Below are 26082 nucleotides of genomic sequence, written 5' to 3'. Positions count from 1 at the left end.
CGGCTGGTGGGGCGGGCATGCTCATACAGCATATTGCCTGTTTGCAGAGCGCTCTTATGCGATGTCGTGCGCGCTGTGCTTGCTCGGCCTACGCGACTTCTTCCGAATTTGATGCTTTTTTGCCGTTTTGGCTTCCGTCCGCTGCACGAAAGGGTGGCCGATGTCTGAGGCGGCGCTTGGGCGAGGGGTTTTCCGGGCGATGTCCATCGGACGGGTATTCGGGGCTTCTGTCTCGACGATTCCCCGGCATGCGTGGCGCATTCTTCGCCGCCCTTTCGGTTTCAAGCCGACAAAGTAAGAAGATGACCTGCGGAATCACGAAAAAGTATTCACAAAATAGTATAATGACAAGCAAAAATTATCCTATGACAATCATTGATTGTCATAGGATAATTTCGTATAGTGGGCGCAGTGGAATTTGGCCAATTCTCACGAGGAACGGGGGTATCCTCGTATGAGGTTTTGCCGGCTGGAGGTATGAAGACCACAGTCGACGGAACGGGGATATCCTGACGACATCTTTGAGGAGGAGACATGTCAGGAACAAGCAGCCCGAACAGCGGGCTCACGCGCAGGAGCTTTCTAAAGGCGACCGGCGCTGCTGCGGGGGCGCTCGGCCTCGCAGGCGCGGCCAACATGATCGCAACCGACACTTGGCTCGCACCAGCCCAAGCCCACGCCGAGGCGGGGGAGCGGGTCGGATATACGTTCCATTATCGTCACTGTCAATGTAACTGCCATCTCAAATGCACGGTTCGTGATGGGCGTCTGGTCTTGATCGAGCCGAATGATTGGCCTGACAAACGTAATGAGACAATTTGTCTGAAAGGCATCTCTGAGATTCAGCATACATACAGCGAAGAGCGACTTCAGGTTCCTCTCAAGCGCGTTGGCGAGCGCGGATCGGGAGAATTCGTCGAGATCACCTGGGATGAAGCTTTGGACGCTATCGCTGAGAAAGTGAAAGAAACCCAAGAGAAATACGGCGCACAAGCTATAGCCATTCAGACGGCCGTTGACTCGTTGACCACGTTTCTCCCCAAGCTGCTCAAAGGCCAAGAAAAACCGCATCGCGGAATTGACATAGGCATGGGCAACGGGTTTTCACCGGCGCTTGCCGAAGCTGGCCAGCAAGGAGCCTCTTCGAATGAGGTGAGCGATTGGAAGAATGCCAAGACCATCCTGAATGTCGGATGCAACATGCTCGAGACCTGCATGGTGACTGCGCGGTATTTCTTTGAGGCGAAAGAAGCCGGGGCGGAGATCATCACGATCGATCCAAACTTTTGCACGACTGCGGAGAAGAGTTCGCGATGGATCCCCATGATTGCAGGAACAGATCCGGCGCTTTACCTAGGGATGATTTCGCTGATCCTTGATAAAGGGTGGTACAACGCTCCGTATCTGAAAGCCTATACAAGCATGCCTTTTATGGTGAAGCGTTCGGATGGTTCCCTTCTGAGAAAAGACCCTGTCGACGATATTAAGCAAGCGGGATCCGAGAATCCTTTTTTGGTGTGGGATGAGAACGCTTCGGGTTTGAGTCCCTACGATGCCGACGGGATAAGCCCTGCCCTTGATTTTGAAACCACCATTGACGGTGAAGCGTATGCAACGGTGTTCAAACTGTTGAAAGAAACCCAAAAGCAATACTCGCTTTCCTGGGCTGCTGAAATGACGGGCATTGACGAAGACGTGCTTGTTGAAATCACCGATAAGTATGCAAACTGCGGTCCTTCGATTCTCTCGTTCGGCTTTGGCGGTGGAGAGAAGTTTTACAACGCGGATGTCGCTGGTCATGCGGCGGTATTGCTGGCTACGCTCGTCGGTTCGTTCGGAACTGACATCCCCGGTTGGGGGGCGGGAGCGTACGTAAACGCTTACCAGAAGATTTTTGGAGCGGGCAAGCTTGCTTCCTGGCCGTTGCCATCCGAGTGCAAAGTCGCTTCGGCGCCTAAAGCGAGCGTCGACTATCGCGACGAGGAAAGCGGTATCCGATTCATGTGGGTGCAGAACGGCGCGTTCCAGCAGATTGCGGGTAATCAGAACCGGACAAACGAATGGGCGAAGGGGCTTGATTTCGTCGTAGTTCAAGATATATGGCATACGCCATCGGTGGATTGGGCGGATATCGTTCTTCCGGTGTGCTCCCATTTCGAGGTCGACGAGGAGATTGGTTTTCTTCGAGCCTTACGCGGACATGTGCTCTTGCAGCAAAAAGTGCTCGATCCTCTGTTTGAGAGCAAAACGGACTTTTGGATCGATCGAGAGATGGCGAAGCGATTGGGATACGGGGATGCGCTTCCGAAGAGCCAGGAGGAGCTTGCGCGTTTTCAATTGGACAATGCGACCGACAAGGCCGTCGCCGGTATAACGCTCGACGAGGTAGTAGCAGGAAACGGCGTGGTCGCCTTGAAGAACCAACCGGAAATCGCGCGCAGTTACAGTAATCAGACCTACAAAACAACGTCGGGGAGGATCGATTTGTATTACGAGGACCTGGTCGAATATGGACAGGCCTTGCCCCAGTACGAAGCGCCGCATGAGGCATACGAAGGCAATCCGCTGCGGGATGCGTATCCTCTCGTTATGACGCAACGTCGATCGAAATACTTCATCCATCAGAACTTCATGGATGCTTCGTGGTTGCGCCAATACTACGAGCCGACGTTGGAAATGAATCCCATCGACATGGAGGCGCGTGGATTGGAGTCGGGTGACGTGATCGAAGCGTTCAACGAGCGAGGATCGTTTCAATGCGCATGCGTCGCCACCGAAGCCGTACGTCCGGGAACGGCGGTTATCATCGAAGGCATCTGGGATAAGTATATGGTTTCTGGAAACCTGCAGAATGTGACCAACGATGCCGCAAATCCTCGCGGAAGAGCGCTCGCCAAAGGGAGGGTCACTCCTTTCAATGCCACGCTTATCGAAGTGAAGAAAGCGTAGGTGATTTAGATGACTCGGTTGGCCATCGCCATCGATTTGAGCCGCTGCACGGGATGCAACACATGCGCCATGGCGTGCAAGATGCAGAACAACGTACCTATGGGCATGACATGGAATCGCGTGCTCAACGAAAACTGTGAGTTTGAGGTGGGCGTGCAGGGAACGTATCCTAGTATCTCGCGTTCGCATCTGCCGATAGCTTGCCAGCATTGCGAGAATCCCGCGTGCCTGCGCGTGTGCCCGACGGGCGCCACGTACAAGGACGACAAGGGACGCGTCGAGATCGACTACGAGAAGTGCATCGGATGCCGCATGTGCATGGCGGCCTGTCCGTACAACGCACGCGTGTTCAACTGGAACGAGCCGGTGCGCGATCCTGACTTCAACTACGGCGACAAGGACGTGCCCGTGCGCGGCAAGGGCGTAGTGGAGAAGTGCTCGCTCTGCAAGGAGCGCACCGACCGCGGCGACGAGCCGATGTGCGTGCGATGCTGCCTTTCCAAGGCTCGCACGTTCGGCGACCTCGACGATCCGGACAGCGAGATCTCGCGCGTCGTCCGCGAGCGCAAGGCCGGCGTCCTTCTCGAAGAGCAGGGAACCCGCCCGCAAGTCCGTTACTTCAACTAAGGAGGAGGTGCGAACCATGAAAACCTCGACAACGTTCAAAGCGACCGCGGGCGTGCTCGCAGCGCTGACCGTGGCCGGCGTCGCCGCCTGGATCTACCAGCTGGTCAACGGCCTGGGCGTCACCGGCATGAGCAACTCCACGTCGTGGGGTCTCTACATCACGTGCTTCATGTTCTTCGTGGGCCTGTCGGCCGGCGGCCTCATCGTGGCTTCGTCGGCCAGCGTGTTCCATGTGGCCGAGTACAAGAAGGTGGCGCTTCCCGCTGTCGTCCTGTCCACGGTGTGCATTTGCTGCGCCGGCATGTTCGTGCTGATCGACCTCGGCGGCATCGGGCGCGTGTGGCGCATCCTCACGGGGCCGAACCCGATGTCTCCTCTGTTCTGGGATATCTGCGTCATCACGTTGTACCTGGTCATCAACGTCGTGTACCTGTACTTCATGAAGTCGAAGAAGCCGGGCGCGCAGGCCAAGGTGGCCGTCGTGTCGCGCTTCGCCCTGCCTGTCGCCATCCTCGTGCATTCGGTGACGGCGTGGATCTTCGGCCTGGAAATGGCGCGCGAAGGCTGGTACTCGGCCATCATGGCGCCGCTGTTCGTGGTATCGGCCATGGACTCCGGCCTGGCCCTGCTGCTGCTCTCGCTCATGGGTCTCAACAAGTCCGGCCGTTTCGCCACCGACAAGAAGCTGCTGTCGAACCTGGCCGGCCTGTTGGCCGTGTGCGTCGCCGTCGACGGATTCCTCGTGGGCTGCGAGGCGCTGACTATGGCGTACCCGGGCGCCGCCGGCGCCGAGACGCTCGCCATCATGGCGACGGGCGCAACCGCCCCGTTCTTCTGGTTCGAGATCGTCGTGGGCATCCTCATCCCGTTCTGCATCCTCGTGTTCGCGAAGAACCGCGCGCGGATGGGCTTGGTGGCCGCGGCCAGCGTGTGCGTGGTGGCGGGCGTGTTCTTCAAGCGCGTGTGGCTGCTGCTCACCTCCTTCGTCGGGTTCAACGTGGCGGGCGCGCCGGGCGTCTCGCTTGGCACCGCGGCGGCCCAGCAGGGCGGCTCGAGCATGTGGGCGCTCACGGGGACGTACGCTCCCACCTGGGTGGAGATCGTCGTGGTTATCGGCGTGGTGTCCCTCGGCGCGCTCGCGTTCCTCGTTCTCGCGCAGAAGCTGCTGCCGGGACGCGCGGCGCCGCGCGATGCCGAGGCCGCTGCCGTCGAGCGCCCGGCGGGCGAGGCGGCTTAGCCGTCCCAACCGCGTCTCCCGTCCGGTGATCCTTGGCGGCGCTTTCCCTCCCGCGCCGCAGGGATCCCGGCTCGGGTGCGGTATGCTATGCATCATCTTGGTTCACGTTGCGCGTCCTGCGCTGAAAGGAGCTTTTCGCCATGGCCAAGGAGATTCCCTGGAAGATCCTGTCCGAAGCCTATGCGTTCATCGGCAACTCGCTGCTCAAGCCGATGACGATGACGTCGACGGTGGGGTTGGATCCGGCGTTTTGGGAAGCGTTTCCCTCGTTCGACGACGAGGCCGTGGCGGAGGCCGTCGCGGCATGCGCGCGCTATGCCGAAGGAGCCGTCCAGCGCGCGGAAGCAGGCGAAGACGAGCCTCAGCGCGCGGCCGTCGAATACACGAAGCTGTTCGTGGGCCCGCCGTCGCCCGCGGCTGCTCCATGGGAGACGATGTACCGCGGCGAGAACGTGACGGTGGGGTTCGGTCAGGCCACGTTCGAGATGCGCGAGTTGCTGCGTGAAGCGGGGCTTGAAGTGCGGAACGTCAACAACCAGTACGAAGACCACCTGGGCATCGAGCTGCTGTACCTCTCGTCGCTGTGCGCCCGCGCAGACGCGGACGCCGCCGATGCCCCCGCGCTCGAATCCGTGGCGGACTTCATCGAGAAGCATCCGCTCAGCTGGGTCGACGCGTTCCGCGCGAGCATCGCCGAGGCGGCACCCGACGGCTACTTCGTCTCGCTTGCAGGGTTGGCTCGAGCTCTGCTCGCCTGGCATGCCGAAGCGCTGCGCGTGTAGGAGGCTCGCATGGATTACCTTGCAACGATCGATTCGCCCGTGGGTTCGGTCACCGTCGCCAGCGACGGTGAGGCGATCGTCGGGTTGTGGCTTGAGGGGCAGAAGCACTTTGAAGCGACGCTCGAAGCTGCCGAGGATCATCCCGATCTGCCGGTACTCGTCGAGGCGCGCGCATGGCTCGAACGCTACTTCGCAGGCGACGACCCCGGCGCGCTTCCGCCCGTGAACCCGCGCGGCACCGCGTTCCAGCAGCGTGTGTGGGCGCTGCTCGCCGAGATCCCGTACGGCCAGCTGACCACGTACGGCTGGATCGCGCGTCGCATCGAAGAGCAGACGGGAACTCGTACGTCGGCGCGCGCCGTGGGCAGCGCCGTCGGCCGCAACCCCATTTCCATCATCCTGCCGTGCCATCGCGTGGTGGGGTCGACCGGCAGTCTCACCGGCTACGCCGGCGGCCTGAACAAGAAGATCGCCCTGTTGGGAATCGAGGGCATCGATGTAGATGCCCTCAGTATGCCGAAGAAAGGCGTGGCGCTGTAGCCGTCCGCCGCCTGCGCTCAGGATGACGGGCGAAGCGTCTTAGAAAAGCAGCGCTCCGTCGATGGTCATCGACGTCACGTTGCCGTCGGCATCGCAAACGAGCAGCACGTTCGTCACGGTCGCATTGCCTTCGCCGTCGAGGATCGAAACGTCGTTGGCGTACTGATAGCCGCCCTCCGTCGGCGTGACGCTCGCCGTGGTGGGGTCGAAGCTCTGGTACGTGTAGTACGTGTTGTCGGCGATGAGCCCCGGCAGTGCCGCTTCCACGGCGGCGACGGCCTTGGCCTGCGGATCCTCGGCGGGCTCGGGCGTTGCGGGCTCTGCCGGGGGCTCGGGCTGCGGCTCCGGCTCTGCGGTTACCGGGGTTTGATCGAGCAGCCAGGTAGCTTCGGTGGCGCCGTCGTTCCAGAACAAACGCTGCGAGGAGTAGCGGTCGTCGAACGTGAGCGTGCCGGAGGCCGTCTCTCCCGCGGGCACCGAGATGGTGTTGTTTGCGAACGTCGAGCTGACGGGAGGCATGCCGAACGAAAGAAGGCATTCGGTGGAAAGCTCTTGCGCGCTCGAATGCGCCTTGACCTCGATCTGAACATTGAGCTGGTCGTTTGCGCGATCGATCGACTTCACGGCCACTTCGTAGTCGCGCCACACGGCCGATTCGCCAACCGAAAGCGACTTGAGTTTGGACGCGTCGGTAACGGTGTAGCCGCTGTTCGACGCGCTGGCGTTCGGGTTCGGCAGGTTCGGTTCTTCGGCCTTCGAGCCGCATCCGGTCAGCGCGAGCGCAAGAACCGCGCAGGCGGCGGTCGCAATGATCTTCTTGTTCAAAGTGGATCCCTCCATACGGTGCGCGGGCGCGCGAACGCGACCCGATAGCGTTTGGGTAGTATCATACCAGTTCGGTCAACATGTGTGAGCATCCTGTTGCGACATGCGTCGAACATTCGCCCTAGCGCAAAACCTGCAGGTGTGGTTTCATAAGCGCAGATTCCGAAAGGGGCGTATGGACACCACATTTCTGCAGCAAGCGTTCTCCGATTCGCAGGTGCTCACGGTGCCGTGGAGCATCGATTATTTCTCCGTCGTCGTTGGCGTGTTGACGGGCGCTCTGTTCGCGTGCGACCGCAAGCTCGACATCATCGGCACGGTGGTGCTGGGCTTGGTCACCGGGTACGGTGGCGGCATCATCCGCGACATGCTGCTGCAGACCCACGGGGTGTACTTCACCTCGCACCCCGATCTCATCCTCATCTGCATCGCCATCTGCGCGTTCGTGTTCTACTTCCGCGGGCTGTTCCGCCATCTCGATGCCACGGTGTTCTTCGCCGACGCGCTGTCGGTGGGATTGTTCGCGCTGGCCGGCGCCAGCAAGGCGTTCTCGCTCGAGCAGGGTTTCGTGTTGTCGGTCATCCTCGGCGCCATCACGGCGGTGGGCGGCGGCGCGGTGCGCGACATCTGCGTGGGGGAGACGCCCGGCATTTTCCAGCAGTCGAACTTCTACGCGGTGGCAGGCCTCGGCGGATCGTTCGCGTTCGTGGCCCTGGCCTATGCGGGAAGCCCGTTGCCGCTTGCGGGTGTGGCCTGCGTGTTCGTCGTCGTGTTCCTGCGCTATTGGAGCGTGTACTTCGACTGGAAGACCAGCAACGAGGCCGACCTCACCCCCCATGTGGCGCGCGGCGTGGGCAAGGTGCGGCGCGTCGTGTCCGGTGTGTTCCTGCACGGCGGCGATGCCACCGTGGCGCAGAAGGAGCGTCGCCGCCGCGGCCGCTGGCGCCGCAACCACGAGAAACGCGACTGAGGCAACGTGTTCGAAGCCGTGTGGCGCTCGCGCTCCCTCCTTCACGTGGCGATACGCTGAAGATGCGCGCGGGGGCTTCCCCGGGCGCGTTCCTATCTGCCATACTGTCCGAATCAACAATGTGCCGTGCGATGCCATGCCAGGATCGACGCGGGAGAAGATACGAAGGATCGTGGAACATGGCTGATTTCATCGAGGGCAAGCGCCCCGTCATCGAGGCGCTGCGCACAGGCGTCCCCATCAAGAGCATTCTCATGGCCGACAACGTGCAGCGCGACGGCCTCATCGAGGACATCCTGCGCAAGGCGAAGCGCGCCGGCGCCACCGTGGAGATGGTGCCGCGCAAGGTGCTGGACGGCAAGTCCGACCGCGGCAGCCACCAGGGCGTCATGGCGAAGGCCGCGTCGTTTCCGTACGTGGGCATCGGCGACGTGATCGACGCGGCGGGCAAGTCGGCCGAGCAGCACGACGGCCGCGCGCTCGTGATCATCCTCGACCACATCACCGACGCGGGCAACCTGGGCGCCGTGTCGCGCAGCGCCGAAGCGGTGGGCGCATGCGGCATCGTGATCCCCAACAAGCGCAGCGCGCACGTGGAGGCTTCCACGTACAAGAGCTCGGCCGGCGCCATCGCGCACGTGCCCGTGGCGCAGGTGTCGAATCTCGTGCAGACCATGAGCCGCCTCAAGGAGGAGGGCTTCTGGATCGCCGGCGCCACCGAGCACGCCTCCGACCTCATCTGGAAGGCCAACCTCAAGGGCAAGATCGCGCTCGTGATGGGCAACGAGCAGGAGGGTATCTCGCGCCTGGTGATGGAGCACTGCGACTTCCTGGTGAAGCTGCCCATCGAGGGCGAAGTGGCGTCCCTCAACGTGGCGCAAGCCGCCACCGCCTGCATGTACGAGTGGCTGCGCCAGAACCAGTAGGACAACGGCGGACGCGCAGGTTGACGTAGGTGGATCATGGCCAAGCAACGTAAGAAACTCCTGATCGTTGATGGGTACAACGTGCTGCGTTCCGGCAGCCGCTACCGCAACGCGCCCGACGAGGACTACACCGACGACACGTTCAACGCCGCGCGCGAGATGCTCATCAACGACGTGGTGAACTACGCCGGAGGCGACTACAAGGCCGTCATCGTGTTCGATGGCGCGAAGAACGCGTTCTCGAACGGCGAGGCGGAAACCGTCGGCGGCGTGCGCATCGTGTTCTCGCCGGCGGGCCAGTCGGCCGACAAGGTCATCGAGAAGCTGGCTCACGACGCGCGCGAGCGCCAGGTGGAAACCCTCGTGGTTACCAGCGACGCCACCATCCAAGACACCACGTTCGGCTTCGGCGTGGATCGCATGAGCGCCGACGGCTTCTCGCGCGAGGTGGGGATGTACTACGAGGAGGCGCGCCTCGACGAAACCCCGAAGGTGGCTCAGAAGAACACGGTGGCCTCCCGCATCGACCCCGTCACCCTCGCCAAGCTCAAAGCTCTCCGCGACGGAGCGGGCCGGTAACCGGACGGCATACTCGAAGGTGACGGTTTCGTGAATCTCCGACACTTGGTCAACCGTGTGTCGGGTTACGGGCAGTTCTGGCATCCCTTGTTGGTTGTTTCGCTACACGGTGTTGGTTATCATGCATGATGTAGGGTAACCAAGCGCGCGTATACGCGCAGGCGAAGCGGACAGGCGGGCGGGTATGGATCGCATCATCGACGGCATCATCGCGCGACGCAAAGCCGTCGTGGCGGCGTTTTTGACCGTCGCCGTCGTGTGCGCCGCGATGATCCCGTTCGTGGGAGTCAACTACGACATGGTGGACTACCTGCCCGACGAAGCGCAATCCACCACGGCCGTCTCCATCATGAACGACGAGTTCGCCCAGGCCGTCCCCAACGCCAATGTGCTCGTCCACGACGTGGGCATTGCCCAGGCGCTTGCGCTCAAGCATAAGATCGCCGAAGTGGAAGGCGTCGAGGGCGTCATGTGGCTCGACGACGTCGTCGACGTCACCGTGCCCCTCGAGATGGCCGACGCCTCCACCGTCGAGACGTACTATCGCGATGGCGCTGCGCTGTTCCAGGTCACCGTGGCCGAAGGCTCCGAAAGCACGGCCGTCCCCGCGCTGCGCGCCCTCGTGGACGAGGCGGGCCCGGGCAACGCCGTGTCAGGCGAGGCCGCCGATACCGCGCAGACCACGGCCAGCACGTCGAAGGAGGCCGGCGGCGCGGCGCTCATCCTCGTGCCCGTCATCATCCTGTTGCTCGTGCTGTCCACCACGTCGTGGATCGAGCCTCTGCTGTTCATCGCCGCCATCGGCGTTTCCATTCTCATCAACATGGGTACGAACATCGTGCTGGGGCAGGTTTCGTTCATCACGTTCTCGGTGAGCCCCATCCTGCAATTGGCGGTGTCGCTGGACTACGCCATCTTCCTGCTGCACGCGTTCGCGGCCGAGCGCCAGCGCACGCCGAACGTGGAGCGTGCCATGGCCTTGGCTATGCGCAGGTCGCTGTCCACCATCGCCGCCAGCGCCGTCACCACGCTGTTCGGTTTCGCCGCTCTTGCGTTCATGCAGTTCCAAATCGGCGCCGATCTTGGCATCAACCTGGTGAAGGGTATCGTGTTCAGCTTCTTCACCGTCATGGTGTTCCTGCCGGCGGTCACGCTTTCGCTGTACAAGCTCATCGACAAGACGCGGCATCGGCCGCTCATGCCCTCGTTCAAGAACGTGGGCAAGGTACTGTCGAAGGTGCGCGTCCCGACTCTCGTCCTCGTGCTGGCGCTCGTTGTTCCCGCGTTTTTGGGTCAGAGCCACACCGTGTTCACCTATCAGAACAGCGAGCCCGACCCGAACCTGCGTGCCGGCGCCGACACGCTTATGATCCAAGACGAGTTCGGCCAACAGAACGCCGTGGTGGTGCTGGTGCCGCGCGGTGACGTGGCCGCCGAGGCTGCGCTTTCGCGCGACCTGGCCGAGGTCGATCATGTAACGGGCGTCATCTCGTACGCGTCCACCGTGGGCGCCGCCATTCCGCAGGGCTTCCTCGACCAAAACGTGATCGACCAGTTCTATTCGCCGAACTACGCGCGCATCATCGCCTACACCAGCACCGATGTGGAAAGCGACGAGGCGTTCTCCACGGTGGAAGCCGTACAGCAGGCGGCTGCGCGCCACTACGACACGTACTACACCGCCGGCCAGTCCGCGAATCTCTACGACATGAAGAACATCGTGGCGGTGGACAACGTGGTGGTCAGCGCCGTAGCCATCATCGCCATCCTCATCGTGTTGCTGGTGACGTTCCGCTCGCTCACGCTGCCGCTCGTGCTGCTGCTCACCATCGAGTCGGGCATCTGGATCAACCTGTCTATCCCGTACTTCATGGGCGAGTCGGTGAACTTCATCGGCTACCTCGTCATCAACACGGTGCAGCTGGGCGCCACCATCGACTACGGCATTCTGCTGACCACGCATTACCTGCGTCACCGTCGACGCGTCCCGGCGCGCAAGGCCGCGCACCTTGCGCTGGGCGAAACGTTCCCGTCGCTGCTCGTGTCGGCTGGCATCCTGGCCACCGCTGGTTTCGCGCTGGGTTTCTCGTCCAGCATGTCGGCGGTGTCCAGCTTGGGCTTCCTGCTCGCCCGTGGAGCGCTGCTGTCGCTGACGCTGGTCACGTGCTTCCTGCCGGCGCTGCTCGTGCTGCTTGATCGCGTTATCCGGCGCACCACCTGGCATGCGAACTTCGCGCCTGTCGCGGCTGCCGAGCCTGCGGTGCCCGCAACGGCCGGGGCTTCCGACGTCGCATCGTCCGCGGTGCCCGAGGGCGCCGAACCCGCTCCGCTCCCCGCGTCCAAAGGAGACGAATCATGAAAAAGCATCCTTGTCTGCGCACCTGCGTCGTCGCGCTGCTCACCGTGACGCTGTCCGTCGCCTGCGTGCCGAGCGCGCTCGCGCTGGCCGAGGGCGATGCGGCGAGCTCTTCCTCTGCATCTGCCGCTTCCGCCTCGTCCGCGGCGACGTACGAGAAGTCCGAAGTGGTGTACGCGACTTTGGCGGCGAGCGGCGCGCCGAAAGCGGTGTACGTGGTCAACCGCTTCGATGTGGAGGCGCCGGGCACCGTCGTCGACCACGGCGACTACACGACCGTGCAGAACCTCACGAACGAGACCGAGCTGACGCGCCTCGGCGACGCCACCACGTTCGAAGCCGAAACGGGCACGCTGTACTACCAGGGAGACGCTGCAAACGCCGCATTGCCGTGGAACGTGTCGCTGTCCTACGAACTGGACGGCAAGAAGATGGAGGCCGACCAGCTGGCCGGCGCTTCGGGCAACTTGGCCGTCCACGTGACCACCGCGCGCAACGAGGCCGTCGACCCCGCGTTCTACGATAGCTTCATGCTGCAGATCACGTTCACGCTGCCGGGCGACGTCGCCTCCGACGTGGAGGGCGAGGGAGCCACCATCGCGCAATCCGGCGAAGACGCTACAGCTGCCTTCACCGTCCTGCCCGGTCAGGATGCCGATTTCACGCTCACGGCCAAGGTGCGGAACTTCAAGATGCCGGGCGCGCAGATCGCCGCGCTGCCGTACTCGTCGGTCGTCGAGATGCCCGACACCTCAAGCATGGTCAGCGGCATGACGAACCTATCGGACGCGGTCGGCGCGCTGGCGGAGGGCACGTCGTCGCTCGCCTCGGGCGTAGACGAGCTGACCGGCGGCGCACAGGATCTGTCGTCGGGCGCTGCGGCGTTCGGTCAGGGGTTGAACAGGCTCAACGGCTCGTCCGGCCAGTTGGTGAGCGCGTCGAGCCAGATCAACGCTGCGCTGTCGGCTGTCGCGAGCGGTTTGCAGGGTGCTGATTTGTCGCAGCTCGACCAGCTGAGGCAGCTGCCGGGCGGGCTGAACGCGCTCGCGGACGGGCTTGCGGAGCTGCGTCAACAGGTCGTTCGCGTCCAGCAGGGCTACGCGCAGGCGCTCCCGGCGCTCGAGGGCGCCATCGAAGGCATTCCCGCCGGCACGTTGACAGAAGAGCAGATCGGAAGCTTGATGGCCCTTGCAAGCACGTCGCAGAACCCCGACGACCTCGTCACGGTGAATCAGCTCCTCGCGAACTACCAGGCTGCCCAAACCGTCAAGGGCACGTACGCCGCGACGAAGGACGCCTTCTCCGGCGCCGACCAGCTGTTGGGCGCGTTGGCGGCCGATGCGCAAAGCGGCGGTGCCCTCGCCCAGCAAGAAGCCGCTCTCCGCTCCATGGCGTCCGCGCTCGAAACGGCCGTGGGCGGCGGCCAGCTCGACCAGCTCTCCCAGCTCGTCGACGGCATCGCGCAGCTGTCTGGCGAGTACGGTCGGTTCCACGAAGGTCTCGCACAGTACGCGTCGGGCCTGTCGGCGCTTGCCGAGAACTACGGTCAGCTCGAGTCCGGCGCGAACCAGCTTGCCGGCGGCGCGGGCCAGCTGGCCGGCGGGGCGGGCGAGCTCAGCAGCGGCATGAACCAGCTCAACGCGTCCACCATCACGCTGCCCGAAACCATGAAGCGGCAGATCGCCGACATGACTGCCGAGTTCGACTTCCCGAAGTTCGACCCGGTGTCGTTCGTGTCGCCGCAGAACGCCAACGTGGAAGCCGTGCAGTTCGTCATGACCACGGCCGCCATCGAGCAGCCTGAAGCGCCCGAGCCGGAAGAGCCCGAGCAAGAGCAAACCATCTGGGACCGCTTCCTCGCCCTGTTCCAGGGGTAGCGCGAACGGGGGTGTCGGCGCCCCCGTTCGTCACCTCTCGCGTATCCCGATCGCCTCGAACAACTCGGCGCGCAGCTCGAGGTGCGCGCGCGTGTAGCCCGGGTCGACGTAGCGCAGGCGTTTTCCCAGGCGCTTCGCCAGCTGATGCGCCAGCCGGTTGAACGCCCCGCTGTCCATGACCTGCCCCTTCGACACGGTGACCACGGTGAAGCCGAGCGTGATAAGGGTGCTGCGCCGTCGCGCATCGCTTTCCCGCCGTTCGGGGTCGACATGGTGCAGCTCGCTGTCGTACTCCGCGGCCAGCTTCGATTCGGGCCAGCACAGGTCGCATACGCAGTGCTTCCGGTCGGCCATGGCGCGGAAGCTGGGCGGCACGTCGACGCGGTAGTTAAGTCGCGGTTCGGGTAATCCGTACCCGCCCAGGCCGTACGGCAGGCACAGCAGCATGGCCAGCGCAGACTCCATCGGCGAGGCCGATCGGTCCAACACGTAGTGCAAAGCCCGCAGCGCCTTCTTCCTCCCGCGAGCGTTCGAGGCGCCTTCGACGAACGTCCGCAGCTTGGCGACCGTCGTCAGCGGCGCGTCGCGACGCGGTGCCGGCCCCTTGTCTACCAGGACGTACGTTCCGCACAACTCGTATCCCAGCATTATGAGCCGTGCGAGCGACAGCCGGTTCGCCATCTGCAAGAAGCAGAACTCCGGCGTGCTCATCAAAAAGCCCTCGCCCGCGTCGACGAACGACCTCTCGGGGAGGACGGAGCAAAAGCTGCTGAGCACGGCAGGCGTTCTCGTCCGGACGTCGACGCTGCCCACCAGCGTGCACAGGGGCAGGGTGCATCCGGCAGGACGCCGATTTCCCTCGGAAAGGGTCGGTCGCTCGCTTGAAGCGAGCGCACGTCGCGCACGTCTTGTCGCCGCTTGCCGCGCATCGTAGCCGCGCAAGTAATTCGGCCCCACCGTTCTCCAGTGGTCGAGCGCCGATTCGTATCCGATAAGTATATCCATCAGGTCATCGTAACATAATCTGGCAGAGAATCACGGTTTGGGCGCAGCTGCATCGCGATTCCTGCATCTGTGTTGGCTGCCGAAAAACCTGACCTGGTGCTTCTTTGGATATCTAGGCTTTTGGTTGGAGGGGAGACATTGATTTTGCGCCTAAACCGTGATTCTCTGCCAGAATGCGAAACCGCGGCCGAAAATCCGTGTGCAATCCGGTCTCGCGAACGATGACGCTCCGGTTGGCGAGGGTGCTTCGGGCGAAACTCGGAAACGAGGCGGGCGCGTCGGCGAAACGACTCGCAACTTCGCAGTGGGCGCGCGGCGCCGTTGCCCGATGCTCGCTCGCTTCAGGCGCGCTCCTCCACGCCGTGCTGGATCATGCTCATCAGCAGCTCGGACATCTCGGCGGGGGATTGCGGCGTGCCCTTCTTCAGCCAGTGCGACAGCATGCCCAACGCGCCCGATACGGCGAACAGGTACATGTACTCCAGATCGTCGGCGTCCACCGCCGCATCCTGGTCGGACATTTGCAGGTCCACCAGATGCGCCAGCTCCATGATCTGCCGCTGGAAGCCGCCCTCGCTTTCGTCCAGCAGCATGAGGAACACGTCGGCGTTCTCCTTGGCGTATTCCAGGATCTTCTCCACGTTGCGCGTGCGCGGCTCGCCGTCGGCCAGGAGGCGCGCCTTGAGATCTTCGAGCGCCTCGGCTTCGATGTACGCCAGCAGGTCGTACTGGTTGCGGTAATGGGCGTAGAACGTACTGCGGTTCACGTCGGCGGCGGCGCACAGCGCCTTCACGGATATCTTCGAGATGTGGTTCTCGCGCATGAGGTCGATGAGGGCGCTCGTGAGGGCGCGCTTCGTGTACTGCACGCGGCGATCGGTCTTTCCGGTTTCCATGGACGCCTCCTTCGACTCTATCGTTCCAGTATAGGACATGCGGGACGCATCGGCGCCGGCCGGTAGCCGTTGCTTGTCGAAGCGCGCGGGGAGGGCCGGCGCGTTGCGCAGACGGCGATGCGCGAGGTCCGAACGCGCAGCCTTTTTGGAACGCCGGTATCGGGGGATTTGTCCGCCGCTTCGCCGCAGCCAAACGCATCGAAGGACGACCGCATAAAAGTCGGCATGACCGATGTCATGAAATCCCACTTTGCAGACGTATGCAACCGGCGGTTGCGTAAAATGATAACCAGACATGCTGGTGCAACGTGCCGGGCAACCGTAGGCTGGTAATCGAGAAGGAGCGGACGCCATGTCCCCAACGTCGAAGAAGGGATCGTTCATGAACGTCGAGATTGCCCAGCGCTTAGCAGCCATGCGACGCGAGCAAGGATACAGCCAGGAGGAGCTGGCCGAACGGCTCGGCCTGTCGCGGCAGGCGGTGTCGAAGTGGGAGCGCGCCGAGTCGTCGCCCGATACGGGGAATCTCATCGCGCTCGCGAAGCTGTACGGCGTGTCCCTCGACGACCTGCTGCGCATCGACGAGGACGTGGTGGACGACGTGGCGTTCGAGGAAAAGGACAAGGACGCCACCGCCGAGGCGCAGGCGCAGGAGGCCGCCGTGCGCGCCAATGAGGCCGCCGTCCGCGCGGCGCAGGCGGCCGTGGCCGCGGCGCAGGCTCGCGCGACGGCCGAACAGGCGCACCAGGCCCCGCCGGCGCAGCCCCAACCGCAGCCCCAGCCCGTGCAGCAGCCCTACTACGGCGCGGCCCCCATGCCCCAGCAGCCTGCGCAACCCGCGCAGCCGCAAGCGCCCTACGCTCCGCAAGCCCCCGAGCCCTACGACGCCCAGTCGCGCCGCCCGCGCGGTCCCTGGTCGACGTTCCCGTACCCCGTGCTTTGCGTGCTCGTGTTCCTCGGGGGCGGCTTCCTCTTCGGGTGGTGGCATCCCGGCTGGTTCGTCTTCCTGACCATCCCGCTGTACTATTGGATCGCCCACATCATCGAAAACGACCCGAACTATCGGGCGAACCGACGCTAGCGGAAGGGCCGCATCATGACGAAACTCACGACGGCGTCGTACGTCAAAATCACGCTTATCATCGCGCTCGGCTTGCTCATCCTGGGATCCATCGGATTCGGCGGATGCTCGGCCATGCGCTTCAAAATGATGGGAGGAACGGAAATGGGATCGGCGAACGTGGACGCGGCCAGCGTCAAGAACCTCAGCGTCAAGTGGGCCTCCGGCGCGGTGAACATCGACGTCGTGGATGAGGGCGATGCCATCGAGCTTGTCGAGACGGCGCCGCGCGGCATGACGAAGGCGCAGCAGATGCGCTGGTCCGTGAACGGCGACACGCTGTCCATCGACTACGGCACCTGGTTCTCGTGCTTCGCGCTGGGCCGCAAGGACCTGCAGGTGCGCATCCCGAAAAGCTGCGCCCAGAACCTGGGCGCCGTCGAGATCGACGGCGCGTCGGGCGACTACGACGTGAACGGCCTGGGCTGCGAAACGCTCAAGCTCAAGCTGGCCTCGGGCGACGTGGACGGGCAGAACCTGCAAGCCGACGAGCTGCGCGTCGACGTGGCCAGCGGGCAGCTCGACGTCGAGGGCCGCTTCGCCGACCGCGTGGACGTGCGCACCGCGTCGGGCCAGACGCGCATCGTGTGCCGGGAGGCGTGTCCGAAAGCAATCGACGCGGATATTGCCAGCGGCTCGGTGAGCGTGGCCGTTCCCGAGAGCAGCGGCTTCACCGCTCGCATCGAGAAAGCGTCTGGTCGGTTCAGCAGCTCCTTCTCGCTTTCGCAGAACGGCAACGTGTACACGAGCGGCGACGGAAGCGCCAGCGTCAACGCGCGCCTGGCCAGCGGCGAGTTCCGCATCGACGCCGACGACTAGGAAGCTCCTCCCTCGCCATCCTGAGCGAGCGAAGACCCCCAGGCTATCATCCTGAGCGAGCGAAGCGAGTCGAAGGATCCCGTGCGGCGATAGCCGTGAGACTTCCAGCTGACGCTGCGCGGGATCCTTCGACTCCGCACTTTCGGCGCTGCGCTCAGGACGACGACGGCATGCTTCGACTTGGTGTGTCGAAGCATGCCAAACCCTCGCCCCTTTGTCGTCCGTTTTGTGCGAGCGGTGCTATAATACCAATGAATTGCTGCATTGCGACAATGGGGAGTTGCGGGCGAGGACGAGGGGCGGGGCGGCGCGTGTTCAACGTGCTCACGACAAGCTATCTTTTCCTGGGAGGAACGGGAGCGGGCGCCCTCGCCGTCCTGTGCGTGCTCGAGTGCGCCCGCGTGCTGCGGTGGCGCGCGCTGGCCATGCCGGAGGAGTTCTTCGCGCGGGCGTGGCCTGTGTGCGCGGTGACGCTGGCGACGGGCATGCTGTGCCTGCTGGCCGACTTGGGGCGCCCTGACCGCTTGCTCGGCCTGCTCTCCTCGCCGACGCCGTCGGCTATGGCGGCGGGATCGTTCGCGCTGGTCGCGGCATTGGCCTGCGCGGCGGCGTTCTCGCTGGGCGCGCTGCTGGACACCGTGCGCCTGCCGCGTGCGGCGGTGCTGGCGCTTGCGGCGGCGGGCGCGCTGTCGGCGGCGGTGACCGCGACGTACACCGGCGTGCTGCTGCAAAGCCTCGCGTCGGTGCTGCTGTGGCGCACGCCGCTCGTGCCGGTGCTGTTCGTGCTGTCGTCGGCGTCGTGCGGCATCGCGACGGCGTTCCTGGCCGCCTCGTTCGTGGAGACGCGGCACCCGTACCGCGGGCCGCTCGTGTGGCTCGCGCGGATTGACGGCGGTATCGTGGTCGTCGAGGCTGGCTGCCTGTCTGCGTTCGTGCTGCTCGCGTTCGCGGGCGAGGAGACGGCCGCGGCTGCTCGGGCGCTCGCGTTCGGCGAGCTGGCGCCCGTGTTCTGGGGCGTGCTCGCGGTGTGCGGGCTGGCCGTGCCGCTGGTGCTGGAGCGCTTCCTCACGCATGGGAACAGCCGCACGCAGCTTCTGTGGATAGCGGCGCTGCTGCTAGCGGGAGGGTTCGCGCTGCGCTGGTGCATCGTCGGCGCTGGCGCATACGATGTGACGCAGATGCCGGAAGCGCTGTACGGGCTTTCGACGTTCGGGCTTACGGGATAAGGAGCGAGTGCGATGGCGAGACGACGGGCAGGCGAGCGGTTCGTGAAGGACGCCCCCTACGACGTGCGCGACAAGGATGCCGAGATCAGGGCGGCCACGTCCTACGTGCCGCGCAAATCGTCGCGCAACGGCGCGGTCATCTTCAACATCGCGACGTTCATCGCCACCTGCGCCGCGGTGCTGGGCATCGCGTTCGCGGCGACGGGAGGCGTGGGAATCGAGGCGATCGTTGCCATGCTGCTGGCGGCGCTGCTGGTGCTGTCGTCCACGCACATCGCGTTGAGCTGGGAGAAAGTGGTGGTGCTGCGGTTCGGCAAGCTGAACCGCGTCGTGGGGCCGGGTTTGTACTTCACCATCCCCGTCATCGAGCATGGCACCATCCGCGTGGACCAGCGCACCATCGCCACGCCCTTCTATGCCGAGAAGACGCTCACGGCCGACCTCGTGCCCGTCACGGTGGACGCCGTGCTGTTCTGGGTGGTGTGGGACGCCGAGAAGGCGTGCACCGAGGTGGAGGACTACTACGCGGCCGTGTCGTTCCTCGCCCAGACGGCGCTGCGCGAGGCGGTGGGCCGCTCCACGGTGGCCGAGGTGGCGCTGCGCCGCGACCAGCTGGACGCCGAGATCAAGGACGACATCGAGAAGGAGGCCGCCGGCTGGGGCGTGGACATTATCTCGGTGAAGGTGCGCGACATCGTGATCCCCGACGAGCTGCAGGAGGTCATGAGCTTGGAAGCGCAGGCCGACCGCGAGAAGAACGCGCGCATGACCGTGGTCGGCGTGGAAGCCGAGCTGGCCGAGATGCTGGCCGAGGCCGCGCGCGTCTACGGCGACCCGGAGGCGGCGCTCAAGCTGCGCACTATGCTCATGCAGTACGACACGGTGAAGAAATCCAAGGGCACCGTGGTCACCGTGCCCACCGCGATGAGCGACGGCTTCACGGATAGTGCTATGATGAACGGCGACCGAACTACTGAGAGATAGGCTTCCATGAACCCGCTCGCCTCATTCGAACTCGACTACAACAGCGGCCTGCCGGTGTGGATCCAGGTGAAGAACCGCATCGCGTACCTCATCGGCTCAGGCGAGTACAAAGCGGGCGACCAGCTTCCCACGGTGCGCTCGCTGGTCGTCGACCTCGATATCAGCTACAACACCGTGAACCGCGCCTACATGGATTTGGAGCGAGAGGGGTACATCTCCACGCGCAAGGGGAGGGGCACGTTCGTGGCCGAGCGCCACGCCGTGGGCGCCGCCCTCGCCGCCGACAACCCCGTCGAGCTGTTGGCGGACGACCTGATCCGCACCTGCGCCAACGCCGGCATGGCCGATGACGACATCCTGGCCCTGGTCCAAGCCCGGCTGGCCCAGAAAAGCCTGACGCGGGCGTAGGCGACCCGCGCTGGGCGGGCGCTGTACCCTCTTGGGCGCGAGCCTTTGCTTGTGGACGAAGAAACTTGTGTCGCGGCGATTCGCGATGCTCGCGATATGCGACCGGTGCGGTGTTCGGCGCGCGCATCGGCGCGTCTCTGTCGCGCCAAGAGAGAGGGGGGTGAGGGCGTCCGCGAAGCACCCTGTACGACGTCAGCCGATTCGTCCCGCCGTCCCTCTCTGCATTGTCGATCCGCAAAGTGTCACAATGCCGGTTTCGTCCAGGTACAGATGTTTCACGTGAAACATCTGTACCGTATCGCTTGATGAACCGATAAATATCCTACCGTTTCCAGCATCATTTATCCTCGAAGTAGGCATGTTTATTAGATTGATTGTCGCAATGCATTGTGATAATGTGACAGTCACAAGGATTTGGCCAATTCTTATCAGGAGCAACAGGGGGATATCCGATAAGAGTGCGCTTGGGGACGAGGGGTTCGAAGGCGTTGCGCGAAAGACGTCTGCTCGTCGAGCCGTTTTCCCGACACCATCCGCAAAGGGGATATCCTGACACGATCTTTGAGGAGGAAAGATGTCAGGAGCAACCAGCTCCACAGCGGGCTCACGCGCAGAAGCTTCCTGAAAGCAACCGGCGCCGTCGCAGGCGCGGCTGCCGTGATGGGCGTCGCGACGCCGACGCTGCAGGCGTTGGCGGCCGATTACGAATCAGGTCAAAAAGAGAGCGAGCAGGAACGGATCTTCCGCGGAGTATGCCGTCCCAACTGTTTCGCGTTCTGCCACTTGAACGTGCATGTGAGAGACGGAAAAGTGGTCAAAACCTCGCGTGCTCCGTACAACGAGAAATGCTACGATCGCATTTGCCAGCGAGGACTTTCGCATGTGCATAGAATCTACGATCCGGCGCGCTTGCAGTATCCAATGCGACGCGTGGAGGGAACCGAACGCGGTGCAGGCGAGTGGGAACGTGTGAGTTGGGACGAAGCACTTGACGAGATCGCCGGGAAGATCAAGTCTATCCAGACCGAATTTGGCGAGAGCGCCGTGGCGTTCCTTACCGCTTCAGGCAATCAGTCGTGCGCGATCACGAGCGCGTACGGCCGACTTTCCTCTCTTATGAATGCTAGCAGCATCGGCGCTTGCCTCGATATGGGCAGTTATTACGGCATGCAGGCGGTTGCCGGCTTGTACATCAGCCCTTTGATGGGTCTGCAGATGTGGGAAGGCAATGAGCCGACCGATGCCAAGAACGCGAAGACCATAGTGGTGTGGGGCGCCAATATTACCGACGCGCAGGTTCAGAACTGGCACCTGGTCAAGGAGGCCATGCAGGGCGGCACCAAGCTGGTGGTTATCGATCCGGTGTACACGCAGATCGCCTCAAAAGCCGACAGGTGGATTCCCATTCGCCCCGGTAGCGACACGCTGCTGAAGTACGCTCTCATGAACGTGGTTTTGGAAAAGGACGCGCAGGATGTGGCGTATTTGCAACAGCATACCGTCGCACCGTTCTTGGTGCGCAGCGATACGGGCATGTTCGTGCGCAGAAGCGACACCGGCATCGCCCCGGTTCCCACCGGCGTGATGAATCCTACCACGGGCAAGGAGGTCATGGACGATCCGTACATGGTTCTCTCGAACGGCGAACTCGTTTCTGTCGACGAAACGTCTGCGCCCGACATCGAAGGATCGTACGAGCTCGACGGTGTGAAGTGTCGCACGGCGTATGCGCTGCTGAAAGAGGAGATCCTCGATCATTCGCCCGAGAAGGTTTCGGAGCTTACCGAAGTATCGGTCGATGACATTTACGAGCTGGCCGAAATCTGCATGGACACCCCGGTGTACCACTATGAAGGCTATGGTCCCCAGGCGTACAACAACGGCGGCCATACCACGATGGCGGGTCTTACCCTTTGCGCCCTGTTGGGCAATTTGGGCAAGCCGGGAGCTTCTTACGGTGCGTTCTGGGGCGTCCATATGGGGGTCAATCCCGCGTATGCTGCCCCCAACGGTCCCAGCACGGGTTTTGCCATTCCCAGCGTCGACCTGAAGAACGTGGTGGAAACCGGCAAGTTCGGCGGCAAGCCCGCGCAGATCAAAATGCTGTGGATGTATTCGGCCAATCCGCTGAACACCCACACCGACACGCATGCGTGGACCGATGTCATTATTCCGGCTATGGAATACGTCGTGGTGGCGGATTCGGTCATGACCGATTCCGCACGCTACGCCGACATGGTGCTTCCCATCGCCCAGTGGTTCGAACTGGAGGAGGTTGCGAATGCGGGTCAGTGCTCCTCGCTGCACTACAGCGAGAAGGCTATCGATCCGCTTTACGAGAGCAAGCCCGATCCGCAAATCGTGACGGAGCTTGCGCAGAAGCTGGGGCTCGGCGATTATTTCAAGCTTGACAACGGTGGAATCCTCGAAGAAATGTACGACACCGATATGGGCAAGGCCCTGGGTATGGACATGGGCAACCTGCGTGAAAAAAAGCAGATACGCTTCATTCCCGGAGATGCGGAGACGGATCCCCATATCGCGTATGCGGATGGGAAATTCGGCACGGCATCGGGTCGCTTCGAGTTCTATCGCGAGATGCCGATGCCTCGCGCGGCCACTACCAAGACGCCTACTCCTGAAGAGATCGATCGCGAGCGCATGGCTCGCTGGTTCCCGCCGCTCGAGGCGTGGCCGGAAAACGAGTTGTACAAAAAGTACCCGCTTGTTCTCATGAGCGAGCGTCCCCGATACCGCGTTCACTCCCAATGGTTCAGCACGCCGCTGTTGCGCGAGCTTGATCCCGAGCCGTACGTGAAGATCAATCCCGCCGATGCCGAGGCGCGCGGCATTTCTGACGGAGATTACGTCGAGTGCTACAACGATCGTGGCTTCGCTGTTGCCAAGGCGGTGTATTCGCAAGCTATTCGACCTGGCATGTTGGTGTATCCCAAGGGATGGCAGCTGTCGCAGCATAAGGCGGGCGGTTGGTCGGAGCTGAGCTCCACGGAGTTCGATGTGTTCGCGGTGAACAACAACTTCATGGACGTGCTTTGCGAGATTCGCGTGTGGAATGAAGGGGGTGCTCGATAATGGCCGAGCGGCTGGGTATGGTCATAGATATGAAAGGGTGCGTTGCCTGCGCTTCGTGTGCGGTGGCGTGCAAAGTGGAGAACAACTTGCCTGACGGTGTTTGGTGGAACCGCATCTTGACGGATGGCGGGGACAATCCCGACACTCCGGCGGGAGCATACCCGAATTTGACGATGGAGAATATCGCTGTTGCGTGCCAGCATTGCGAGAATCCTGCGTGCGTGAAGGTGTGCCCTGTTGGAGCAACGTACAAAGATCCTGAAACCGGTGCGGTTCGTCAGGACTACGATAAGTGCATCGGTTGCCGCATGTGCATGTCGGCGTGTCCGTACACGGGCGTTCGCTCGTTCAACTGGGAAGAGCCGAAGCATGCGATCGGCCATGCTATGGGCGATGCCGACGTGGCGACGCATCAGAAGCACGTGGTGGAGAAGTGCACGATGTGCTGGCATCGGCTGGCGAAGGGTTTGCAGCCGGCTTGCGTGGAGGTATGTCCCGGACGGGTGCGCTTCTTCGGCGATTTCAACGATCCCGAATCCGAGGTGTCGCGCCTTCTTCGCGAACGCGCCCATAAGCAGCTTCTGCCCGAGCGCGGCACGAACCCCTCCGTCTACTACCTCGTTTAAGCAGAAAGGGAGAATGAAATGTCTGAGAACACTCAGGCGGCGCCTGCCGCCAAGGCTCCTGCTGCCAGATTCGGGGGCAAGGGGCTCAACATCGGCATCGTCGTGGCGGCGGTCGTCACCGTCGCGGGGCTGGCCCTCTGGGGCATGCAGCTCTCCGGCGGCCTCGTCCAAACGGGTATGCGCAACTTCGACTCGTGGGGCCTCTACATCACCATGTTCATGTTCCTCGTGGGCCTGTCGGCCGGCGGCCTGATCATCAGCTCGGTGCCGCGCGCCTTCGGCATGAAGGGCTTCGGCGGCATCTCGAAGATCGCCGTGTGGACGTCCATCTGCTGCACGGTGCTGGCCGTTGGCTTCGTGGTGATCGACCTCGGCCAGCCGCTTCGCCTATGGGAGCTGTTCGCGTACTCGAACCTGGGCAGCCCGCTCATGTGGGACATCGCGGTCATCTCGATCTACCTCATCCTGTCCGTCGTGTACCTGTGGGCGACGCTGCGCGCCGAGGCGGGCAAGGTGTCGGAGAAAGCCCTGCGCGTGATCTCGGTCATCGCGCTGGTCACCGCCGTGCTCGTGCACTCGGTGACGGCTTGGATCTTCGGGCTGCAGCAGGCCCACGAGTTCTGGCACACCGCCCTGCTCGCGCCCTGGTTCGTGTCCTCGGCGCTGGTGTGCGGCGTGGCGCTGGTGCTCGTGGTGGTCATCGCGCTGCGCAAGGCCGGGTACCTCGAGCTCGATCAGGCCAACGTCGTCAAGCTCGCCAAGATGCTGGGCGCGTTCGTGTGTGTTGACCTGTACTTCTTCGGCTGCGACCTGCTGACCGCCGGCTTCCCGGGCGGCTCGGGCTCCGAGATCGTCGCCATGCTCGCAACCGGCCCGCTCGCCCCGTTCTTCTGGGTCGAGATCGTCGGATGCGCGCTGTGCGCCGCGGTGTGCTTCACGCCGAAGCTGCGCACGAACCCGCTCATCGTGGTCGCCAGCCTGCTGGCCATCGTCGGCATCTTCTGCAAGCGTGCGCAGCTGCTGGTGGGCGGGTTCCAGATCCCGAACCTGGACTACGCCGGTCCCATGACGCAGTACACGGTGACCGACTGGGCTACCGGCATGACGGGCGCCTACCAGGGCATGGTGTATTGGCCGACGCCGATCGAGTTCGGCATCGTGCTGGGCGTGGTCGGCCTGGGCGCCCTGCTCCTGCTGCTGGGCCTCAAGTACCTGCCGCTCAAGCCGGTCGACCAGGACCGCTGACAGGGACGCTTCGGAAGGAGCGCGGCTTCGCGCGCTCCTTCCTTGTCTGACGAGGTGAAGCCATGTTCAAGAAACTGCTCGTGACGTTTGTCGCCTTCCTGCTTGCGGGCGCGTGCGTGCTCGCGGCGGGTGCCGCGGCCGAGCCTGCGACGGGGGTGCGGCCGATCGAGGCCGATTCCCCCTGCCCGGCCGTCGGGTGCGCGTCGGGGTCGTGCCACGGCTTCGACGACGTGCCCGAGCCCGACGGCGTCCACGAGATGACGTGCCCGGAGGCGTCGTGCGCCTCGACCGAGTGTCATGCGTGGGACACGCTGGCCACGCGCTATTACCAGGCGTCCGACGCGAGCCTGAACCTGTGGGTGCTTGCGCCCGTGGCCTTGGTCGTGGGCCTTGTGCTGATCGTGCGGAAGGTGGGGTGATGCCGTATGGATAGGAAGCTTCTCGCCGTCGATGCGGCGTGCTTGCTGGTTTACCTGGTCGCGGCGAGCCCGGCTCTCACGGGCATCGGCATCCACGAATGGCTGGGTCTCGGCGTGCTGGTCGTGTTCTTCGCGCATGCCGCGATGCATGTCGACTGGGCCGTCGAGGCAGTTAGGTCTGCGTTCGCGCGGCCTTCGTGGGCGCGGACGGGGAACCTTGCGCTCGACCTTCTCATCGTCGCCGCGTTCATGACGGTGACGGTGTCGGGGATCATGGTGTCGGGCGCGGTGTTGCCGTCGCTGGGGCTGTACGCGGACGGCTACTACTTTTGGGATCCGCTGCACGCGATCGCGGCGAAGGCGCTGCTCGCGCTGCTGCTCGTGCACGTCGTGGCGCATTGGCGCTGGCTGGTCGGTTTCTTCAAGAACGGGAAAGGGGAACGTCATGGGAAATGAAGTTGCGGACGCGAGCGTCTGGCAAGCCCGCGCCGCCGCCTGGGAGCTCGCGGCGCTGAGCCTGCGCTACCCGGGCGCGGAGCTGGCCGGGGCCGCGGCGGGCGGCGAGTGGGACGA

Annotated in this window: 23 protein-coding genes and 1 pseudogene; 21 read left to right on the top strand and 3 right to left on the bottom strand. The window is 63.4% G+C overall.

The window, feature by feature from the left end:
* The first annotated feature begins 534 nt into the window (after positions 1-534).
* The 5 genes from GT613_RS14180 to GT613_RS14160 all read left to right on the top strand — a co-directional run bounded on the left by GT613_RS14180 (position 535) and on the right by GT613_RS14160 (position 6135).
* Entirely contained in the window at positions 535-2949 is a 2415-nt protein-coding gene (locus GT613_RS14180; protein ID WP_009609156.1) for a molybdopterin-dependent oxidoreductase, read from the top strand.
* A gap of 9 nt (positions 2950-2958) precedes the next feature.
* On the top strand, positions 2959-3576 hold the full coding sequence (locus GT613_RS14175) for a 4Fe-4S dicluster domain-containing protein (protein WP_009609160.1): 618 nt from the start codon (positions 2959-2961) through the stop codon (positions 3574-3576).
* Between the two features lie 16 nt (positions 3577-3592).
* Positions 3593-4813 (top strand): NrfD/PsrC family molybdoenzyme membrane anchor subunit, encoded by a 1221-nt coding sequence (gene nrfD, locus GT613_RS14170; RefSeq protein ID WP_009609154.1) that lies wholly within the window; start codon positions 3593-3595, stop codon positions 4811-4813.
* 140 nt (positions 4814-4953) lie between these two features.
* Positions 4954-5595 (top strand): molecular chaperone, encoded by a 642-nt coding sequence (locus tag GT613_RS14165; protein ID WP_009609151.1) that lies wholly within the window; start codon positions 4954-4956, stop codon positions 5593-5595.
* Positions 5596-5604: 9 nt separating this feature from the next.
* On the top strand, positions 5605-6135 hold the full coding sequence (locus GT613_RS14160) for a methylated-DNA--[protein]-cysteine S-methyltransferase (RefSeq protein ID WP_009609152.1): 531 nt from the start codon (positions 5605-5607) through the stop codon (positions 6133-6135).
* Positions 6136-6174: 39 nt separating this feature from the next.
* Here the strand turns inward: GT613_RS14160 and GT613_RS14155 are convergent, their stop codons facing one another.
* Entirely contained in the window at positions 6175-6960 is a 786-nt protein-coding gene (locus GT613_RS14155) for a hypothetical protein (RefSeq protein ID WP_009305100.1), read from the bottom strand.
* A 175-nt stretch (positions 6961-7135) separates the two neighbouring features.
* Between GT613_RS14155 and GT613_RS14150 the strand changes: the two genes are divergently transcribed.
* The 5 genes from GT613_RS14150 (at position 7136) to GT613_RS14130 (ending at position 13668) form a co-directional block, all read left to right on the top strand.
* Positions 7136-7930: a trimeric intracellular cation channel family protein gene (locus GT613_RS14150; RefSeq protein WP_009305099.1), complete on the top strand. Its 795-nt coding sequence runs from the start codon at positions 7136-7138 to the stop codon at positions 7928-7930.
* 179 nt (positions 7931-8109) lie between these two features.
* The gene (rlmB, locus tag GT613_RS14145; protein ID WP_009305098.1) at positions 8110-8856 is read left to right on the top strand and encodes a 23S rRNA (guanosine(2251)-2'-O)-methyltransferase RlmB; all 747 of its coding nucleotides are present in this window, start codon (positions 8110-8112) and stop codon (positions 8854-8856) included.
* Positions 8857-8892: 36 nt separating this feature from the next.
* Entirely contained in the window at positions 8893-9435 is a 543-nt protein-coding gene (locus tag GT613_RS14140; RefSeq protein ID WP_009305097.1) for an NYN domain-containing protein, read from the top strand.
* A 184-nt stretch (positions 9436-9619) separates the two neighbouring features.
* Positions 9620-11794 (top strand): RND family transporter, encoded by a 2175-nt coding sequence (locus GT613_RS14135; protein WP_009305096.1) that lies wholly within the window; start codon positions 9620-9622, stop codon positions 11792-11794.
* Positions 11791-13668 (top strand): hypothetical protein, encoded by a 1878-nt coding sequence (locus GT613_RS14130; protein WP_009305095.1) that lies wholly within the window; start codon positions 11791-11793, stop codon positions 13666-13668. Before GT613_RS14135 ends, GT613_RS14130 begins: the two co-directional genes overlap by 4 nt.
* 30 nt (positions 13669-13698) lie before the next feature.
* On the opposite strand, the gene GT613_RS14125 is transcribed toward GT613_RS14130, so the two are convergent.
* Together GT613_RS14125 and GT613_RS14120 are read right to left on the bottom strand one after the other, a co-directional pair.
* A complete protein-coding gene (locus GT613_RS14125; RefSeq protein WP_181816775.1) occupies positions 13699-14673 on the bottom strand; it encodes a hypothetical protein in 975 nt (324 codons plus the stop codon).
* Positions 14674-15014: 341 nt separating this feature from the next.
* Positions 15015-15569, bottom strand: a complete 555-nt coding sequence (locus tag GT613_RS14120) for a TetR/AcrR family transcriptional regulator (RefSeq protein ID WP_009609165.1) — start codon at positions 15567-15569, stop codon at positions 15015-15017.
* Between the two features lie 352 nt (positions 15570-15921).
* Here GT613_RS14120 and GT613_RS14115 point away from each other — a divergent pair, with 352 nt between their 5' ends.
* The 11 genes and pseudogenes from GT613_RS14115 to GT613_RS14070 all read left to right on the top strand — a co-directional run bounded on the left by GT613_RS14115 (position 15922) and on the right by GT613_RS14070 (position 25965).
* A complete protein-coding gene (locus tag GT613_RS14115; protein ID WP_009609163.1) occupies positions 15922-16650 on the top strand; it encodes a helix-turn-helix domain-containing protein in 729 nt (242 codons plus the stop codon).
* A gap of 15 nt (positions 16651-16665) precedes the next feature.
* Positions 16666-17508 carry a DUF4097 family beta strand repeat-containing protein gene (locus GT613_RS14110; protein WP_009609167.1) on the top strand — a complete coding sequence of 281 codons (843 nt, stop codon included), beginning with the start codon at positions 16666-16668 and terminating at the stop codon, positions 17506-17508.
* A 311-nt stretch (positions 17509-17819) separates the two neighbouring features.
* Positions 17820-18734: an NrfD/PsrC family molybdoenzyme membrane anchor subunit gene (nrfD, locus tag GT613_RS14105; protein ID WP_009609169.1), complete on the top strand. Its 915-nt coding sequence runs from the start codon at positions 17820-17822 to the stop codon at positions 18732-18734.
* 12 nt (positions 18735-18746) lie between these two features.
* A complete protein-coding gene (locus tag GT613_RS14100) occupies positions 18747-19718 on the top strand; it encodes a slipin family protein (RefSeq protein WP_009609162.1) in 972 nt (323 codons plus the stop codon).
* Between the two features lie 6 nt (positions 19719-19724).
* The gene (locus tag GT613_RS14095) at positions 19725-20126 is read left to right on the top strand and encodes a GntR family transcriptional regulator (protein WP_161172684.1); all 402 of its coding nucleotides are present in this window, start codon (positions 19725-19727) and stop codon (positions 20124-20126) included.
* 561 nt (positions 20127-20687) lie between these two features.
* A pseudogene (locus GT613_RS15800) lies at positions 20688-20966 on the top strand (twin-arginine translocation signal domain-containing protein); the annotation flags it as partial.
* 42 nt (positions 20967-21008) lie between these two features.
* Entirely contained in the window at positions 21009-23219 is a 2211-nt protein-coding gene (locus GT613_RS14090) for a molybdopterin-dependent oxidoreductase (RefSeq protein WP_370516132.1), read from the top strand.
* A complete protein-coding gene (locus tag GT613_RS14085; RefSeq protein ID WP_009305085.1) occupies positions 23219-23845 on the top strand; it encodes a 4Fe-4S dicluster domain-containing protein in 627 nt (208 codons plus the stop codon). Before GT613_RS14090 ends, GT613_RS14085 begins: the two co-directional genes overlap by 1 nt.
* Before the next feature lie 18 nt (positions 23846-23863).
* Positions 23864-25090 (top strand): NrfD/PsrC family molybdoenzyme membrane anchor subunit, encoded by a 1227-nt coding sequence (gene nrfD / locus GT613_RS14080; protein WP_161172682.1) that lies wholly within the window; start codon positions 23864-23866, stop codon positions 25088-25090.
* A 62-nt stretch (positions 25091-25152) separates the two neighbouring features.
* Positions 25153-25509: a hypothetical protein gene (locus GT613_RS14075; protein ID WP_161172681.1), complete on the top strand. Its 357-nt coding sequence runs from the start codon at positions 25153-25155 to the stop codon at positions 25507-25509.
* Between the two features lie 6 nt (positions 25510-25515).
* Positions 25516-25965: a DUF4405 domain-containing protein gene (locus GT613_RS14070; protein WP_086414846.1), complete on the top strand. Its 450-nt coding sequence runs from the start codon at positions 25516-25518 to the stop codon at positions 25963-25965.
* Positions 25966-26082: the final 117 nt, after the last annotated feature.

This window comes from Eggerthella sp. BIOML-A4 (assembly GCF_009875575.1).
GTDB classification, from domain to species: domain Bacteria; phylum Actinomycetota; class Coriobacteriia; order Coriobacteriales; family Eggerthellaceae; genus Eggerthella; species Eggerthella lenta.
The sequence above is the reverse complement of the archived record's forward strand: the minus strand, read 5'-3'. Positions and strand labels throughout refer to the sequence as shown.